Below are 16,759 nucleotides of genomic sequence, written 5' to 3' on the forward strand. Positions count from 1 at the left end.
TCCTGGCGCCACCCAACCTCACCCCGCCCCGTTGTACCTTCGCGCGCTGTTTCCGCGGCTAAAATCGTTAGCCGAAACCTTAGCGGTGGGAAACGCTGTTAGAGGAACCTATGGCCCAGGACAACCTGCAAGTCGCCGCCCCGGCGGCCGACCCGATTGATCAGCTCGATCCGCGCGAGTACATCATCATTAAGAACGCGCGGGTGCACAACCTCAAGAACTTGAGCGTGGCCTTCCCACGCAACAAGTTTATCGTCGTCACGGGCCTCTCGGGCTCGGGCAAGTCGTCGTTGGCGTTCGATACGCTCTACGCCGAGGGCCAGCGCATGTACGTGGAGAGCCTGAGCAGCTACGCCCGGCAGTTCCTCGGGCGCATGGACAAGCCCGACGTGGACTACATCCGCGGCATCTCGCCCGCCATTGCCATCGAGCAGAAGGTGACGGTGCGCAACAACCGCTCGACGGTGGGCACCAGCACCGAGATATACGATTACCTCAAGCTGTTCTTCGCCCGCGTGGGGCGCACCTACTCGCCCGTGTCGGGGCGGGAAGTGCGCAAGGACCAGGTGTCGGACGTGGTGGACTACCTCATGGGCCAGGCCGAGGGCACGCGCGTGATGGTGCTGGCCCCGCTGCAGCCCGGCGAGGAAGGCCGCCCGCTGCGCAAGGAGCTGGACCTGCTGCTGCAGAAAGGCTTCGCCCGCGTCATCATCAACGGCGAAATGGCCTTCATCGAGGACCTGCTGGCCGAGGGGCAGCCCGAGCCGGAAGGGGAGGTGCAGATCATGATTGACCGGGCCGTGATTCAGCCCGGCGACGAGGACCTGCAGTTTCGCCTCGGCGACTCGGTGCAGACGGCCTTTTTTGAGGGCCACGGCACCTGCCTGGTGCGCCTCACGGATGAAACCCGCACCTTTTCCGACCGCTTCGAGCTGGACGGCATCACCTTCGAAGAGCCCAACGTCAACTTCTTCACCTTCAACAACCCCTACGGCGCCTGCCAGCGCTGCGAGGGGTTCGGCTCGGTGCTCGGCATCGACGAGGACTTGGTCATTCCCGACAAGACCTTGACCGTGTTCGAGGGTGCCATTGCGCCCTGGCGCACCGAGAAGCAGAGCGAGTGGCTGAAGCCCCTGCTCAAAAACGGCATCCGCTTCGACTTCCCCATTCACCGGCCCTACAACGAGCTGACGGAGGCCGAGCAACGCCTGCTCTGGGACGGCAACAAGTACTTCCAGGGCCTGCACGACTACTTCGAGTGGGTCAACACGCAGACGCACAAGATTCAGTACCGCGTGCTGCTGAGCCGCTACCGCGGCCGTACCGTGTGCCCCGACTGCCGCGGCACCCGCCTGCGCAAGGACGCGCAGTACGTGCGGGTGGAAGGCCGCAGCATCAGCGACATCGTGCTCATGCCGATTTCCGACGCGCTGGCGTTTTTCGACAACCTCGCGCTGTCGGAGCACGACAAGGCCGTGTCGGACCGGCTGGTGACGGAGGTGCACAACCGCCTGAGCTACCTGGTGCGCGTGGGCCTGGGCTACCTGACGCTGAACCGCCTTTCCAACACGCTATCGGGCGGCGAGTCGCAGCGCATTCAGCTGGCTACCTCGCTGGGCTCGGCGCTGGTGGGCTCCATGTATGTCTTGGACGAGCCGAGCATCGGCCTGCACCCCAAGGACGCGGAGCAGCTCATCGGCGTGCTGCGCAACCTGCAGCAGCTGGGCAACACCGTGGTGGTGGTGGAGCACGAGGAAAAGATGATGGAGGAGGCCGACCAGATCATCGACATCGGACCGGATGCGGGCTCGGGCGGCGGCAATCTGGTGTTTCAGGGCACCTACCAGGAAATCCTGGAAGACGAAAAGACCTACACCGGGCAGTATCTGAGCGGCAAGCTGGAGGTGCCCGTGCCCAAGGTGCGCCGCCCCTGGCGCAACGCCCTGGAGGTGGTGGGCGCCCGCGAAAACAACCTGAAGAACCTCTCGGTGAAGTTTCCGCTGGGCGTGATGACCGTGGTGACGGGCGTCTCGGGCTCGGGCAAGTCGACCTTGGTCAAGCGCATCCTGTACCCGGCGCTGGCCCGGCACCTGGGCGGCACCTCGTCCGAGAGCATGGGCAAGTTCGACAAGCTCGGCGGTGACCTGTCGGCCGTGTCGCACGTCGAGTTCGTCGACCAGAACCCCATCGGCAAGAGCAGCCGCTCGAACCCGGTGACGTACGTGAAGGCTTACGACGCCATCCGCACGCTGTTTGCCGATCAGGCCCTGGCCAAAGCCCGCGGCCTGAAACCCTCGCATTTCTCCTTCAACATCGAGGGCGGCCGTTGCGAGGTGTGCCAGGGCGAAGGGCAGGTCAAGATCGAGATGCAGTTCATGGCCGACATCTACCTGACCTGCGAAGCCTGCGGCGGACGCAAGTTCAAGCAGGACATCCTCGACGTCAAGTACCAGGACAAGAGCATCGACGAGGTGCTGGAGCTGACCGTGGCCGACTCGCTGGACTTCTTCGCCGACCAGCCCAAAGTGGCCGAGCGCCTGAAGCCGCTCAACGACGTGGGCCTGGGCTACATCCGCCTGGGGCAGTCGGCCAACACCTTGTCGGGCGGCGAGGCCCAGCGCGTGAAGCTGGCTTCGTTCCTGACCAAGGGCAACACCCTGCAGTCGGACAAAATCCTGTTCGTGTTCGACGAGCCGAGCACCGGCCTGCACTTCCACGACATCAACAAGCTGCTCACGGCGCTGAACGCGCTGGTGGAGCAGGGCAACTCGGTGCTCATCATCGAGCACAACATGGACATCGTAAAAGCGGCCGACTGGCTGATTGACCTCGGGCCGGAGGGCGGCATCAACGGCGGGCACCTGCTGTTTGAGGGCACGCCGGAGGCGTTTGTCAAGCTCAAGGACCAGAACCACACGGCGCGCTTCCTGGCCGAGAAGCTGTAAGCATCCAGCGCCGAGCTTTGCCGTACACGAAAGGAGCCGCAACCCAGCGGCTCCTTTTTTGTGCCCATGCCCGCCGGAATCGAAGAACAACTGCTGATCGGGCAGCCCGCCCCGGGCGCCGACAACCGCTTGCTGAGCAGCGCCGCCACGCACGGCCGGTTCGAAGTCATGTTCGAGGACGACGGCGCGACCGGCTACTTCTACGCCATCAGCAACCAGCCCGAGACGGAAATGCTCGACGCGCTGCACGTGTACAACGTCGAGGATATTGCCGACCGTGATAAGCCCGTGACGGCCCAGATCATCTGGAACGAGCCCGAAGACGCGGCGGCCTTCATCCTCAACGGCTACTGCCACGCCCTCTACGACTTCCGGCAGCAGGCCGGCTTCTGCCGCAACGCCTTTCCGCCGCCGCGCCGCGCGCAGGCCGCGCCGCGCGAACTGACCGACGAGCTGGTGGATCAGTATTTCGCCGCTTAGCCCGACCCGCCGTCCGCCACCGGGACTAATCCACGGCCAACTTGTTCTGCTCCCATGGAAACCTCCTTTTCTCGCTCCGCTGCTCCCGCCCACCCCGCTTCCGTGGTTTGGCGCTGGCTCGCCGCCGCGGCCGTCTTCGGCTGCATCCTGCTGAATTACTGGTGGAACAGCAATCCGGCCAACGGCCAGAACATGGGTCAGGTGTCGGCGCAGTACCCCACGCTGCTCACGCCGGCCGGCTGGGCCTTCAGCATCTGGGGCGTGATATTTCTGGCCCTGGCCGTGTACGCGGTGTGGCAGCTGCTGCCGGCCCAGCGCCCCAACCCGCTGCCCGACGCGGTGGCCGCGCCGTTGTCCGTCGCCAGCGTAGCCGCCGCGCTCTGGGTGGTGTGCTTCAGCTACGAAGTCATCGGCACCTGCACGGTGCTGATGCTGCTCACGCTGGCCATGCTGATATTGGCCTACGGCCGCGCCCGGCGGCTGGTGCGGGCGGGATCGTCGCCGCGGCCCTCCAGCTGGCCCCTGTCACTGTTTATGGGGTGGATTTCGGTGGCCACGGTCATCAACGTAACCCTGGGCCTGCGCGACCTGGGCTGGACGGCCCCGGCCAACGTGAGCATCCTGCTGAGCGTGGTGCTGCTGGCGGTAGTGGTGGCGCTGGGCCTGCTGCTGAGCTACTTCTTCCGCGACGCGGTGTACCCCGTGGTGCTGGCCTGGGCGCTCATCGGCATCTGGGCCGTGCGCCGCGCCGACGTGCCGGAGCTTGGCTGGCTGGCCCTGGCCGGCGCGGCGCTGGTGGGCATCGTCGGGGTGCTGCTGGCCTGGCGCCGGCGCCGGGCGTAGGCGCGCCAAGCGCGGGGAATGGGTGCTAACTTGCTGCCCCAACCCAACCCCCCGCTATGCGCAAGAACATCGTTGCCGGCAACTGGAAGATGAACACCACGCTCCAGGATGCCCAGGCCCTCGTATCGGAAATCGTGAACATGGTGCAGGACGAGGCCACCGGCTCCGCCGTGGAAGTCGTCATTGCCCCGCCCTTCCCGCTGCTGCCCGTGGTGGGCCGGCTGCTGCCCGAGGGCGGCCGCCTGCACCTGGGCGCGCAAAACTGTCACCAGAAGGAAAGCGGCGCCTTCACCGGCGAGGTATCGGCTAAGCTGCTGGCCTCGGTGGGCACTGAGTACGTCATCCTGGGCCACTCCGAGCGGCGCCAGTACTTCCGCGAAGACGACGAGCTGCTGAGCCAGAAGCTGAAAGCGGCCCTGGCCGCCGGACTGAAGCCCATCTTCTGCGTGGGCGAGTCGCTGGAAACGCGCGAAGCCGACGAAACCTTCGCCTACATCGGCAAGCAGCTGAAGGACGGCCTGTTTCACCTTTCGAACGAGGAGTTCGACCAGGTGGTAGTGGCTTACGAGCCCATCTGGGCCATCGGCACGGGCAAGACGGCTACCAGTCAGCAGGCGCAGGAAGTGCACGCCTTCATCCGCGAGCAGATTGCCCGCGCCTACGACGCGGAGGCGGCCCTGAACACCACCATCCTCTACGGCGGTTCGGCCAACGCCCAGAACGCCCGCGAGCTGTTCGCGCAGCCCGACGTCGACGGCGGCCTGATCGGCGGCGCCTCGCTGAAGTCGCGCGACTTCGTGGAGATTATCAAGTCGTTTTAAGGGCCGGGGGCTTGACTGGCAACGGTCAGGCCCCTTAGCTTGCGGTCCTGCAGCGCCCATTCTACCCCCTTATTCAGAAGGTAGTAAGCAGGTTTCCTATTTCAAAAGGGATTTTGGACTTTCCCGTTGGCTTGGTAAACTAACATACCAATTGCCAGGCTAGTCACGCGCTGACGCCGGCCCGAACAAAACCGGCGCGGTCCTTGTCTCGGCGGTAAGTCCTTTTCCGCTCCCGATTATGCTCCTGACTACCCTGGTATCGGCCCTGCTCTGGTGGCAGCCCGCCGCGGCCGCCACCGCGCCGCGGCCGCCGGCCGTGCGCCAGAGCGGCGGCTACGCCGACCCCTGCAAGCTCTACGGCACCATTTACCTGGAGCGCGACCCGCGCCGCCGCGGCTTCTGCTCGGCCACGGTGTATGTGGAGCAGCAGGAGGCTTTTGCCAACCTGGTGGTGTACGAGGAAGCCAACAAGCTCTTTGCCGACAAACCCGGCCTGTGGTACATCACCGAGGCCCGCGACTTTGCCGACTACACGGTGCTTGTCACCGATAACCGCTCCTTCGCCGATTTCGGCATTTACTACACCAAGGTGCGCTCCTTCGCCGGCTGCCGCAAAGACTAAGGCCGCCCGAGTTCCGCCGCGAGCCGCCCCGTGCCACCTGGCCGGGGCGGCTTTTTTGCGCGCCGCCCCGAAAAACCGCCGCATCTTTGCACCCCCGAATGCGCTCGGCGGTGTGCACGAGCACGTCAGCCCATTCCTTCCTTCGCCCAATTACAGACATGGACTTCATCGAACTGCGCGTTACTGCCCCGGCCGATCTGGCCGATATCCTCATTGCCGAGCTGGGCCAGCTCAGCTTCGACACCTTCGAAGAAAACGAGCAGGGCTTCTACGCCTACACCACCGAAGACGCCTTCGATGCGGAAGCCACCCAGGCCATCATCGACAAGTACGCCGACTGGCCCGAGGGCACGCCCACGGCCGAAAGCCGCGTCATTACGCGCCAGAACTGGAACACGGAGTGGGAAAAGAACTTCGAGCCGCTGGTCATCGGCGAGCAGGTGTCGGTGCGGGCGCCCTTCCACGCGGCCCGGCCCGATCTGCCCTACGACATCGTGATTATGCCGCGCATGTCGTTTGGCACCGGCCACCACAACACCACGGCGCTGATGATTGAAAACCAGCTCACCGTGGACCACCAGGGCAAGCGTGTGCTCGACATGGGCTGCGGTACCGGCATCCTGGCCATCATGGCCGTGCACCTCGGGGCTACGCACGTGCTGGCCGTGGACGTGGAGCCCTGGACGGCCGAAAACGCGGCCGACAACGCCCTGGAAAACAACGTGCAGGACAAGGTGGAAGCCCGCCTCGGCGACATTTCGGCGCTGGAAGGGGAGGAGCCCTTCGACCTGATCCTGGCCAACATCAACCGCAACGTGCTGCTCGACGACATGGACGCCTACTACCGTTACCTGCAGCCCGGCGGCCCCATCATCTTCTCGGGCTTCTACGAGGAGGACCTGCACCTGATCCGCGAAGCGGCCGAGCGCGCCGGCTTCCGCTACGCGTCGCACCGCGTGCGCAACCACTGGGTATCAGCCATCTTCACGAAAGCTTAGGGCCGGAGCGGGAAAGCCGCCTGCCGCGCCATTGGGGCCCGGTCGACGCAGGTCGGCCGGGCCTTTTTCGTGGCCCCGGCCCGGCACTTTGGCAAAGTTGTAGCGGGGCAGCACCGTACCGCCGCGGTAGGGCGTTCGGGGGCCGTCCACGGCATCCTGACCAGCCACAATGGGATGCAACCAAGGCGGCAAACCATTGACAATCATGGGGGCGGGAAGTCCGCCAACTTTTTCGGAAATTGTAGGCGGATAATTCCGCCTTAAGGCATCTGTATGAAGCAATTCGCTGCGTGGGGGCTTTGCGCGTTACTGGCCTGGGGGTCGGCGGCTACGGGCCGCGCTCAGACGGCCAAGCCGCAAACCTCGCCCGCCACTACTCCACCCGCACCTACCGCCGCTGCTCGCCCAGGCAGCGGCCCGTTCAGTACCGACCCCACCACCTTCATCGGGGAAGTGGTGGCCGTGATGACGGCTACCAAGAACCCCGGCGCCATTGCGCAGGCCGAGCAGCTGCGCCAGCTGTGGGGCTCCAACAAGCTCACCGCCTCGCAGCAGGCCAAGGTCATCGAGCTGGCCCGCAAGATGCAGGAGCGCCGCCTCAAGCCGCGCCCGCACCTGGAGGCCTTCTGGGGCCTGCTGCTGGCCGCCAAGCAGGGCCAGCAGCCGCTGTCGGATCAGCAGACCGACCAGCTGCTGGACGTAACCGGCAAGGCCCTGGTGCCCCAGGACCTGAAGGAGCTGGAGATGTTTGTCACCAGCACCACGCAGTTTCTCAAGACGCGGCAGCTCTACAGCTCCCGCTACAACCGCCTGCGCCTGGCCAACAGCTCGGCCGTCACCTTCGCCTACAACGACAACGACTACCCCGGCGGCGCGCCGGCCACCGGCTCGGGCTGGGGAGCCCCCAAGCCCGAGCCCAAACCCGAACCCGTGAAAGCGCCGGAGCCGGCCAAAGCCGCGCCGGCCAAGGCCGCTCCCAAGCCCGCCGCGAAGCCTAAGCCCAAGCCTGCGCCCAAGAAAAAGAGCAGCGGCTGGGACGACTGGGACTCCGGCAGCTGGGACACCGGCGGCTGGGGCTCCAGCTCCGACGACGGCTGGGGCGCACCCGCGAAGAAGAAAGCCCCCGCGCCGGCCAAGAAAACCACCGCCGCCAAGCCCGCGGCCACGCCCAAGACGCCGGAGCCCATCAAGCCGGCCGAGGAGTGGAAGGACGAGCCGGCTACCCCGCAGGCCGGCACCGGCTACGTGGATACATACATGGCCCCGAGCACCCGCGGGCCGGTTATCGTGGTGAAGGATGCCGACATCGTGCTGGCCACGGCCTACGACTCGGTGGTGATTCAGAAAACCAGCGGCACGCTGGTGACGGGTACCAACAAATTTGTGGGGCAGGGCGGCACCTTCGGCTGGCAGATCAACAACAACCCGCTCACGGCCGAGCTGGGCGCCTACGATTTCGACGTTAACAGGCCCGAGTTCAAGGCGGAGCCCGTGACGCTGACCTACCCGGCCGTGCTGGAGGCCCCCGTGAAAGGCGCCCTGGCCTACAAAGCCGTGCAGAAAAAAGGGGGCGGCGACACCGGCTACCCGCGCTTCGTGTCGCTGACCAACGACGCGCGCGTCAAAAACATCGGCGACAACATCACCTACCAGGGCGGCTTCTCGCTGAACGGCAGCAAGATGTACTCGGCTACGCTCGACGGCTCCCTGTCGCGCATCACGGTGAGCTACGAGGGCAAGCCGCGCTTCCGGGCCGCTTCGCGCAGCTACCAGCTCGGCGACACGCTGATTTCGGCCAGCCGCGCCGCCATTACCATCTTCGAGGACAAAGCCGACTCCATTACCCACCCCGGCGCCAAGCTCAAGTACTCCAAGCCCCGGCAGGTGCTGCTGCTGGCCCGCGAGGAGGGCCTCTACAAAACCACGCCCTACTACGACTCCTACCACCAGATGGAGTTATCGGCTGAGCAGCTGACGTGGAACGTGCGCACACCTAGCATCAACTTTCAGACGCTGACGGCCAAAAACCAGGTGACGGCGGGCTTTGAGTCCAAGGAGTTCTACACCAACACGCGCTTTCAGCAGATCCACTCCATCAACCGCCTGCACCCCTTGCAGATGGTGGTGGGCTACAGCCAGACGCACAACAACGTGAAGAAATTCATGGTGCAGGACCTGGTAGACGCCCTCAAACTCAAGGAGCCCAACGTGCGCTCGGCCGTGGCCGGCCTGGCCCGCGACGGCTACGTGAGCATTGACCCCATCACGGGCGAAATCACGCTGCTGCCCAAGGCCCTGCACTACGTCAACTCGGCCCGCGGCAAAAAGGACTACGACCACATTGCCATCAAGTCGCTGGCCGCCAACGGGCAGAACGCCTCGCTGAACCTGAACAGCAACACCCTGCTGGTGCGCGGCGTGGACCGCTTCAACTTCTCCGACGACTCCATCACGGTGTTTGTGAAGCCGGACTCGAGCATCGTGCGCATCCAGAAAAACCGCAACATCGACTTCAACGGCACGGTGGTGGCCTCGGCCTTCATCTTCAAGGGCAAGGAGTTCAAGTTTGACTACGATGGCTTTTACATCGACATGTTCAAAATTGACTCCATCATCGTGAAGGGCAAGGGCTCCAAGGGCTCGGCCCTGCGCGCCCGCAAGGAGCACGACTTCTCGCTGACCAACAAGGGCAACAAAGCCACCGGCCGCCTCTACATCAACGCGCCGAACAACAAATCGGGCCGCAAGAAGCTGGGTGCCTTCCCGGCCTTCGACGCCACCACGGGCGCCTACGTGTTCTTCAACAAGCCCGAAGTACTCGGCGGCGCCTACGACACGACCGTCTACTTCGACATTCCGCCCTTCAAGCTGGATTCCCTGAACAACGCCAACCGCTCGGCGGTGGGCTTCAAGGGCACGTTCGTGTCGGGCGGCATCCTGCCAAACTTCAAGACCAAGCTCACCATGCAGGACGACGGCTCCCTGGGCTTCGTCTACGCCGTGCCCAAGGAGGGTTTCCCGGTGTACGGGGGCAAAGCGCGCCTCTACAACCAGGTGAGGATGAGCAACCGCGGCATCCAGGGCGACGGAAAGCTGGATTACCTCTCGGCCACGCTCAACAGCGACCAGTTCATCTTCTACAAGGACTCGGTGGTGACCCTGGGCAAGAACGCCGCCATCAAGGAAGGCACGCTGAACGGGGCCGAGTACCCGAAGGTGGCCCTGCTGCCCGGCTACCAGATGAAGTGGGTGGTGAAGGCCGACTCCATGTACCTCTCCACCGCGCCCGGCGGCGAGGCCATGCGCTTCTACGACGCCACGTACCTCTACAAAGGCACCGCCGTGCTCACGCCCAAGGGCCTGGGCGGCCTGGGCCGCATGGAAAACGCGCAGTCGGTGATTCGCTCCAAGTCTTTCACCTTCCTGCCCACCCAGTACAAGGGCGAGAACGGCACGGTGAGCGTAAAGTCGGCCGAGCCGAACAAGCCGGCCCTGACCGCGCCCGACGTGGCCTTTACCTACGACATCAAGCGCGGCTACGCCGACTTTGCCCGCGCCGAGGGCGTGACCAAGTCGGTTATCGAGCTGCCCTACTCGCAGTACCGCACCTCGCTCAGCGGTGGCCGCTGGGACTTTAAGAAAAAGACCGTGCAGCTGCGCGTGGCCGCCGGCCAGGACTCGACGCGCGCCTACTTCTACTCGCTCAAGCCCGAGCAGAAGGGCCTGAAGTTCCGCGCCGCCACCGGCAAGTACGACCTGAACAAGTACCGCCTCGTGGCCGACGGCGTGCCCTACATTGCCTCGGCCGACGCCTGGATCGAGCCCGACTCGAACCGCGTGTACGTGCTGCCCAACGCCGAAATGCGCGCCTTCCAGAACGCGGGCATCGTGATGGACACGCTGGGTAAGTTTCACAGCCTGTACAAGGGCGAAATCAAGGTGCTGAGCCGCGCGGCTTTCACCGGCAACGCCCTCTACAACTACAAGACGCCCACCGACTCCTTCGCCATCAAGTTTGCCAACTTCACCGTCGACTCCGCCGCGGTGGGACTCGGGGTAAAAGGGGAAGGCAAGAAGAAGTCGTCGCTGATCAAGAAGAACAAGGACGACGACACGCCGCCTGCCCCGCCCACCCTGGCCGTGGCCGACATCAAGGCCACCGACAAGTTCCGCATCGCGCCGCGCATTCAGTACCGCGGGGGCGTAACCATGAACTCGCAGGCCAAGGGCTTCGCCTTTGATGGGCAGGCGCGCTTGGAATTCACCAAGACGCCGACGGCCGCCGACTGGTTTCCGGTGCAGGACAGCATCGACCCGCAGTTCGTGAAGATCCGGATGAAGGAGCTGAAGGCGGAGGACGGCACCCCCATGGTGACGGGCCTCTACCAGAACGAGGGCACCGGCCGGCCGTACCCGCTGTTTGTGGCGCCCAAGGGCAACGTGACCGACGGCAACCTCTTCGAGGTGGACGGCACGCTGACCTACGACCCGAAGAAGCGCATCTACACCATCAGCCGCCACGACGCGCTCGACCAGGACGTGTTTGAGGGTTCGGTGCTCACGGTGGACGACTCGACGGGCGTGCTCGGCTTCCGCGGCAAGCTGAACCTGATCGGCACCAACAAGGACTACACGCTGGCCACGTCGGGCGTAGGCCGGGCCAACGTAGACTCCAGCCGCTACCAGATCGACGCCATGTTGGCTTTCGACCTGAACTTCCCCGATAAGGCCTTCGAAGCCATGGCCGAGGACATGGCTAAGTACGCCAAGGGCCTGCCCGAGGCGCTGTCCGGCTCGCAGAACGAGCTGTACAAGCTGGGCGAGTTTGCTGGCTCCAAGACCATCAGCGACTACGCCAACCGCAAGTCGGGCAACTACGTGCCGCTGCAGAAGGTCTCGTCGAAGTTCCTCCACGACATCGTGCTCAGCCAGGTGAACCTGAAGTGGTCAAACAAGCACAACGCCTGGTACTCGGTGGGCAAGATCGGTTTGGTGAGCATCGGCAAGAAAGACATCAACGCCCTGATCGACGGCTACATCGAAATCAAGAAGGAAAGCACCGGCGACGCCGTGGAACTGTACCTGGAGGCCGACCCCGAAACCTGGTATTACTTCAAGTTTGCCGAAAACAAGCTGCTGGCCAAGGCCCAGCACGGCGAGTTCGACGAAATCCTGGGCCGCGCCGCCAAGGGCGACTACAACACGGCCACCGACTACGGTTTCTTCCTCGGCGACGAGCAGGAAAAGGTGCTCTACGTGAATCACTTCCGCAAGGACTACCTCGGCGAGGCCAAGCCGCAGAAGCAGGTGCTCAGCGGCCGTCCGCAGCCGTCCGGCAACTTCGACAACATGGAGTCCGATTCGAAGAAAAAGAAGAAGAAGGCCGACACGCAGGACGAGCAGTTCGGTACCGATCCGGCAGCTGATGCCGCCGCTGACCCGGCGGCCGAGCCCAGCAAGAAGGAGAAGAAAAAGAAGAAGGAAGCCGCGGCCGACGCCAACGACCCCTTCGCCACCGATTCGACCCCGACGGCCGAGCCCGAGCCCAGCAAGAAGGAGAAGAAGAAAAAGGAGAAGGAGGTAGCCGCCGACACCCCAGCCGAACCGGCGCCGGCCGAGCCCGCCGCGGCCGAGCCGAGCAAAAAGGAGAAAAAGAAGAAAGAGGAAGCCGCTCCGGCCCCGACCGAGGAGAAAGCCGCCGAGCCGGCCAAGGAACCGAAGAAGGAAAAGGAGAAGAAGTCCAAGAAGAAGGACGAAAACGACCCCTTCGGCGACGAGTAAGCTCCGGCCCGCGCCCTGGCAAGCAGCCACGACCACCCGGTCGTGGCTGCTTTTTTATGCCCGACGCCCGTATTACCCCCGCGGCGCTACCTCGTCCGCTATCTTTGGCTGCACTCCCTTTTCCCGCTATGACGTACGCTTACCTTGCGCTGGCCCTTGTGCTGGCTTACCTGCTCGGCTCCATTCCCACGGCCCTCTGGGTGGGCCGCCGCTTCTACGGCCTCGACGTGCGGGAGCACGGCTCCGGCAACGCGGGCGCCACCAACACCTTCCGGGTACTGGGCAAGAAGCCCGGCTCCTTCGTGCTGCTGGTGGACGCGCTGAAGGGCTTCGTGGCCGCGTACTTTTTGCCCATGTGGCTGGTGAGCGTGGGCGCCATCGAGCCCGAGCACGAAGTGTACTACCGCCTGGCCTGCGGGGTGCTGGCGGTTATCGGCCACATCTACCCGGTTTTTGCGCAGTTCCGGGGCGGCAAGGGCGTGGCCACCATCTTGGGCATGATGCTGGGCGTGGCCCCGGCCACCGTGGGCGTGTGCCTGCTGGTGTTCGTGGTAGTGCTGCTCATTTCGCGCTACGTGTCGCTGAGCAGCATGACGGCCGGCGTGACGTTCGCCCTGCTGCAGCTCACGCCCTGGTTTGCCCCACCGCAAGACTTCCTGATTTACGTGGGCTTCGTGCTGGCTGCCCTGCTGATTTACACCCACCGCGCCAACATCGGGCGCCTGCGGGCCGGCACGGAAAGCCGGGTGCCGCTGCCTTGGGCGAAGTAAACCAAGGCGGACATGCGAACCATTGGTGGAATGGTGGCCATCGGCCTCGGGGTAGCATTGAGCGCGGTAGGTACCCTGTTTCATATGATGCGCTGGCCCGACGTTTTCCAGGGTCGGTATATCGGACCGCTGCTCATCGTTGCCGGGACACTGTGGGTAGCGGTGGCCAAAATACGCGCCGCTTCGCCAGCCGATTCTTCCCGTATCCGGCTGCACTCCGTTACGACGTACTGGCCAAAGTACTTCGTCCCCGTCCTCTTCACTGGCGCTCTAGTAGCCGTGGCCGCTTGGACACGAGCGGGAGGCATGCCGATGGAGGCCGGCGTGCCTGCTATGGCCTTCCTTGTTTTTCTACTGGCACTTTCGGGGCTGATCAGCTACTTCATTCACTTCGGGTATTGCACCGACGACCATGTGTATTTCCGACGCTACGGAGCCGAAAAGGCTTACCGGTTTGCGGACGTTGTATCCATAACGCAACTGCTCGTGGGCATTTACCTGATTCAGACCAATGATAAAGTCAGGCGGTTGTTGCTGCCTGATGTTGACTTGCTGCATCCATTCGAGGAACCGGCCAGCATTCAGAAAATGCGCAACGATACCCGCAATCCTTTGTAGCTGCCCGCGGCGAATGAGTTAGCGGCTAGGGGCTGTTACGGCCCATCCGCTACCTTTACGGCCCTAGTCAACCCGACCACCTTTTCCCAACCCGATGACCTCTTTCCTGACCCAGAACCAGGACCGTTTCCTGAGCGAGCTGCTGGAGTGGCTGCGCATCCCGTCGGTTTCGGCCGACCCCAAGTTCCACGGCGACGTGCTCAAGGCCGCCGAGTACCTGAAAATGCGCCTGGAAGAAGTCGGCCTCGACAAGGTGGAGCTGTGCCCGACGGCCGGCAACCCCATCGTCTACGGCGAGAAGCTCATCGACCCGGCGCTGCCCACCGTGCTCGTGTACGGCCACTACGACGTGCAGCCCGCCGACCCCTACGAGCTGTGGACCTCGGGCCCCTTCGACCCGGTCATCAAGGACGGCAAGATCTACGCCCGCGGCGCCTGCGACGACAAAGGCCAGGTGTACATGCACGTCAAGGCCTTTGAGGTGCTCAACCAGCAGGGCGGCGTTCCCTGCAACGTGAAGGTGATGATTGAGGGCGAGGAGGAAGTCGGGTCCAACAACCTGGGCATCTTCGTCAACGCCAACCGCGAAAAGCTGCGCGCCGACGTGGTGCTGCTCTCCGACACGGGCATCATCGCCAACGACACGCCCAGCATCGAGGTGGGCCTGCGCGGGCTGAGCTACCACGAGGTGGAGGTGACCGGCCCCAACCGCGACCTGCACTCCGGCCTCTACGGTGGGGCCGTGCACAACCCCATCAACGCGCTGTGCAAGATGATTGCCTCCCTGCACGACGAGAACCGCCACATCACCATCCCCGGCTTCTACGACAAGGTGGATGAGCTGACGACGGAAGAGCGCGCCGAGCTGAACAAGGCGCCCTACAACGAGGAGGAATACAAGCAAAGCATTGGTCTGCCCGCCACCTACGGTGAAAAGGGCTATACCACGATTGAGCGCACCAGCATCCGCCCCACCCTGGACGTGAACGGCATCTGGGGCGGCTACACCGGCGAAGGCGCCAAGACGGTTATTGCCTCCAAGGCCTACGCCAAAATCTCCATGCGCCTGGTGCCGCACCAGACCTCGGAGGAAATCAGCGAGCTGTTTCAGAAGCACTTCCAGAGCATTGCCCCCGAAGGCGTGACGGTGGTGGTGAAGCCCCACCACGGCGGCGAGCCGGTGGTGACGCCCACCGACTCGGTGGCCTACAAAGCCGCCGCCCAGGCCCTGGAAGACACTTTCGGCAAGAAGCCCATTCCCACGCGCGGCGGCGGTTCTATCCCCATCGTGGCCATGTTCAAATCGGAGCTGGGCGTGGATTCGGTGCTGCTCGGCTTCGGCCTGGACTCGGACGCCATCCACTCGCCCAACGAGCACTACGGCGTGTTCAACTTCATGAAGGGCATCGAGACGATTCCGCTGTTCTACCAGCACTACACCCGGTTGATGCAGGAGCAGCAGGCCTAAGCCGCTGCCCCGCCAACGCACAACGCCCGGCTTCCAGTTGCAGGAGGCCGGGCGTTGTGCGTTGGCGGGAGGCGAAGCCGTTATTTCGCGCCGAAAAAATAGCCCAGGTACAGCTGAAACACCGAGTTGCGGCCGGAGCCGGGCGAAGTCAGGCCGCCGTTGTAGCGCAGGCCCACCACAGGCCCGGCGGTTTGGTAGCCCACGCCGGCCACGTAGCCAAAGTCGAGGCGCTCCAGTCCATCGGTACCGGTAAACTTCGTTTTCGTGCCGGGTCCGGTGGGCTGCTCCCGGCTGGCCGCTACCAGATACCCCGCCTGCGGCCCGGCCTCGAAGATGAAGCCATCGGCATTGATGCGCGCCAGTACCGGCAGGTCGAGGTAGTGAAAGCGGGTTCTGAGGGCAGGGGTATTGGTGTAGCTTTCCTCAAAGCCTTTTTGCGAGTACAGCAGTTCGGGCTGCACGGCCAGGAATCCATCCGACGTAAGCGCGATGTTGGCCATCAGCCCGCCGTGGGTCGTCACGATGCTTTTGGCGCCGGCCGCGAGTTGCGTACCGCTAATGTTGGCCAAGCCTGCCCCGATTTTTATGCCCAGGCGCGTTTGTGCCTGCGCGACGCCATTCGCGCCGAGGCAGAGGGTGAGCAGCAGTAATGTTTTTCTCATGCGAAGGGTAATAGGAAGAATTAAGCAGCCGGCCGGCAATGTATTGCTGCGCGAGTTACCCAGAGCCACCACGCACTGCGCCCGGTCTTGCAAAGACCGGGCGCAGCGGTGAAAAGGGTAAGAACCAAGGCGGCGCTTATTCGAAGCGGTAGCCCACTTGCAGCATGATGGCCGAGTTGTACACTTTGTTTTCGGGCCCTTTGGGCAGCTGCGTCAGGGCGCCGTTGTAGCGCAGGCCCACGCTGGGGCCGCTCTCGGCCTGGTAGCCAATGCCCACCACGTAGCCGGCATCAAACTCGTTGTAGTCGCCGCGCTCGAAGCTGGAGCCGCCATCCGGCGACTGCGTCGCCTTGAGCAGGTAGCCCACCTGCGGACCGAGCTCGAAAAAGGGGCCGTCGGCGTCGATGCGCAGCAGCAGCGGGACATCAATGTAGTGCAGCCGAATGTCACCTTTCGTGCTGGTGTAGTCGTAGCGGTTGCCCTTCATCGAATACAGCAGCTCGGGCTGAAAGGAGAGCATGTCGGTGAGCCCGAGGTTGAGGAAGCCGCCGGCGGTCAGGCCCACCAGGTAGCGGGCATCGCCCTTGTCCTTGCCGGTAAAGGTGGAGAAAGTCGGACCGGCCTTGAGGCCCACCCGGAAGCTTTGCGCGAAAGCGCCGCTGGTGCCCAAGCCAAGGCAAAGGACCAGCATCAGAAACATCTTTTTCATCGAAAGTTTGGAGTAAGGATGCACCGCGCCGCGTAGGCCGAA

The 16,759-nt window shown here is 64.0% G+C and carries 12 protein-coding genes; 10 read left to right on the top strand and 2 right to left on the bottom strand.

The window, feature by feature from the left end; genetic code table 11:
- Window positions 1-110: 110 nt before the first annotated feature.
- From uvrA to ACYVKQ_RS06540, 10 genes are all read left to right on the top strand, one after another.
- A complete protein-coding gene (uvrA, locus tag ACYVKQ_RS06495) occupies window positions 111-2,945 on the top strand; it encodes an excinuclease ABC subunit UvrA (protein WP_460576842.1) in 2,835 nt (944 codons plus the stop codon).
- A 66-nt stretch (window positions 2,946-3,011) separates the two neighbouring features.
- The gene (locus ACYVKQ_RS06500) at window positions 3,012-3,425 is read left to right on the top strand and encodes a DUF2251 domain-containing protein (protein ID WP_460576844.1); all 414 of its coding nucleotides are present in this window, start codon (window positions 3,012-3,014) and stop codon (window positions 3,423-3,425) included.
- 54 nt (window positions 3,426-3,479) lie between these two features.
- Window positions 3,480-4,268, top strand: a complete 789-nt coding sequence (locus ACYVKQ_RS06505) for a hypothetical protein (RefSeq protein ID WP_460576846.1) — start codon at window positions 3,480-3,482, stop codon at window positions 4,266-4,268.
- Window positions 4,269-4,324: 56 nt separating this feature from the next.
- Complete coding sequence (gene tpiA, locus ACYVKQ_RS06510; protein ID WP_460576848.1) at window positions 4,325-5,089, top strand: triose-phosphate isomerase family protein; 765 nt, start codon at window positions 4,325-4,327, stop codon at window positions 5,087-5,089.
- A 238-nt stretch (window positions 5,090-5,327) separates the two neighbouring features.
- On the top strand, window positions 5,328-5,711 hold the full coding sequence (locus ACYVKQ_RS06515; protein WP_460576850.1) for a DUF6150 family protein: 384 nt from the start codon (window positions 5,328-5,330) through the stop codon (window positions 5,709-5,711).
- 158 nt (window positions 5,712-5,869) lie between these two features.
- Window positions 5,870-6,709, top strand: coding sequence for a 50S ribosomal protein L11 methyltransferase (gene prmA / locus ACYVKQ_RS06520; RefSeq protein ID WP_460576852.1), 840 nt, complete (start codon window positions 5,870-5,872; stop codon window positions 6,707-6,709).
- Between the two features lie 273 nt (window positions 6,710-6,982).
- Window positions 6,983-12,490: a hypothetical protein gene (locus ACYVKQ_RS06525; protein ID WP_460576854.1), complete on the top strand. Its 5,508-nt coding sequence runs from the start codon at window positions 6,983-6,985 to the stop codon at window positions 12,488-12,490.
- A 128-nt stretch (window positions 12,491-12,618) separates the two neighbouring features.
- Entirely contained in the window at window positions 12,619-13,260 is a 642-nt protein-coding gene (gene plsY, locus ACYVKQ_RS06530) for a glycerol-3-phosphate acyltransferase (RefSeq protein ID WP_460576856.1), read from the top strand.
- 12 nt (window positions 13,261-13,272) lie between these two features.
- Window positions 13,273-13,878, top strand: a complete 606-nt coding sequence (locus ACYVKQ_RS06535; protein WP_460576858.1) for a hypothetical protein — start codon at window positions 13,273-13,275, stop codon at window positions 13,876-13,878.
- A gap of 94 nt (window positions 13,879-13,972) precedes the next feature.
- Window positions 13,973-15,346, top strand: a complete 1,374-nt coding sequence (locus ACYVKQ_RS06540) for a M20 family dipeptidase (protein WP_460576860.1) — start codon at window positions 13,973-13,975, stop codon at window positions 15,344-15,346.
- Between the two features lie 80 nt (window positions 15,347-15,426).
- On the opposite strand, the gene ACYVKQ_RS06545 is transcribed toward ACYVKQ_RS06540, so the two are convergent.
- The gene (locus tag ACYVKQ_RS06545; protein WP_460576862.1) at window positions 15,427-16,008 is read right to left on the bottom strand and encodes a porin family protein; all 582 of its coding nucleotides are present in this window, start codon (window positions 16,006-16,008) and stop codon (window positions 15,427-15,429) included.
- Window positions 16,009-16,144: 136 nt separating this feature from the next.
- Complete coding sequence (locus tag ACYVKQ_RS06550; RefSeq protein ID WP_460576864.1) at window positions 16,145-16,717, bottom strand: porin family protein; 573 nt, start codon at window positions 16,715-16,717, stop codon at window positions 16,145-16,147.
- Between the last annotated feature and the right edge of the window lie 42 nt (window positions 16,718-16,759).

It is taken from the genome of Hymenobacter coalescens (genome assembly GCF_054783195.1).

What these genes read in the sequence shown, in the direction of transcription:
- uvrA (WP_460576842.1), top strand. Translation starts at nt 111, where the DNA reads ATGGCCCAGGACAACCTGCAAGTCGCCGCCCCGGCGGCCGACCCGATT.
- ACYVKQ_RS06500 (WP_460576844.1), top strand. Translation starts at nt 3,012, where the DNA reads ATGCCCGCCGGAATCGAAGAACAACTGCTGATCGGGCAGCCCGCCCCG.
- ACYVKQ_RS06505 (WP_460576846.1), top strand. Translation starts at nt 3,480, where the DNA reads ATGGAAACCTCCTTTTCTCGCTCCGCTGCTCCCGCCCACCCCGCTTCC.
- tpiA (WP_460576848.1), top strand. Translation starts at nt 4,325, where the DNA reads ATGCGCAAGAACATCGTTGCCGGCAACTGGAAGATGAACACCACGCTC.
- ACYVKQ_RS06515 (WP_460576850.1), top strand. Translation starts at nt 5,328, where the DNA reads ATGCTCCTGACTACCCTGGTATCGGCCCTGCTCTGGTGGCAGCCCGCC.
- prmA (WP_460576852.1), top strand. Translation starts at nt 5,870, where the DNA reads ATGGACTTCATCGAACTGCGCGTTACTGCCCCGGCCGATCTGGCCGAT.
- ACYVKQ_RS06525 (WP_460576854.1), top strand. Translation starts at nt 6,983, where the DNA reads ATGAAGCAATTCGCTGCGTGGGGGCTTTGCGCGTTACTGGCCTGGGGG.
- plsY (WP_460576856.1), top strand. Translation starts at nt 12,619, where the DNA reads ATGACGTACGCTTACCTTGCGCTGGCCCTTGTGCTGGCTTACCTGCTC.
- ACYVKQ_RS06535 (WP_460576858.1), top strand. Translation starts at nt 13,273, where the DNA reads ATGCGAACCATTGGTGGAATGGTGGCCATCGGCCTCGGGGTAGCATTG.
- ACYVKQ_RS06540 (WP_460576860.1), top strand. Translation starts at nt 13,973, where the DNA reads ATGACCTCTTTCCTGACCCAGAACCAGGACCGTTTCCTGAGCGAGCTG.
- ACYVKQ_RS06545 (WP_460576862.1), bottom strand. Translation starts at nt 16,008, where the DNA reads ATGAGAAAAACATTACTGCTGCTCACCCTCTGCCTCGGCGCGAATGGC.
- ACYVKQ_RS06550 (WP_460576864.1), bottom strand. Translation starts at nt 16,717, where the DNA reads ATGAAAAAGATGTTTCTGATGCTGGTCCTTTGCCTTGGCTTGGGCACC.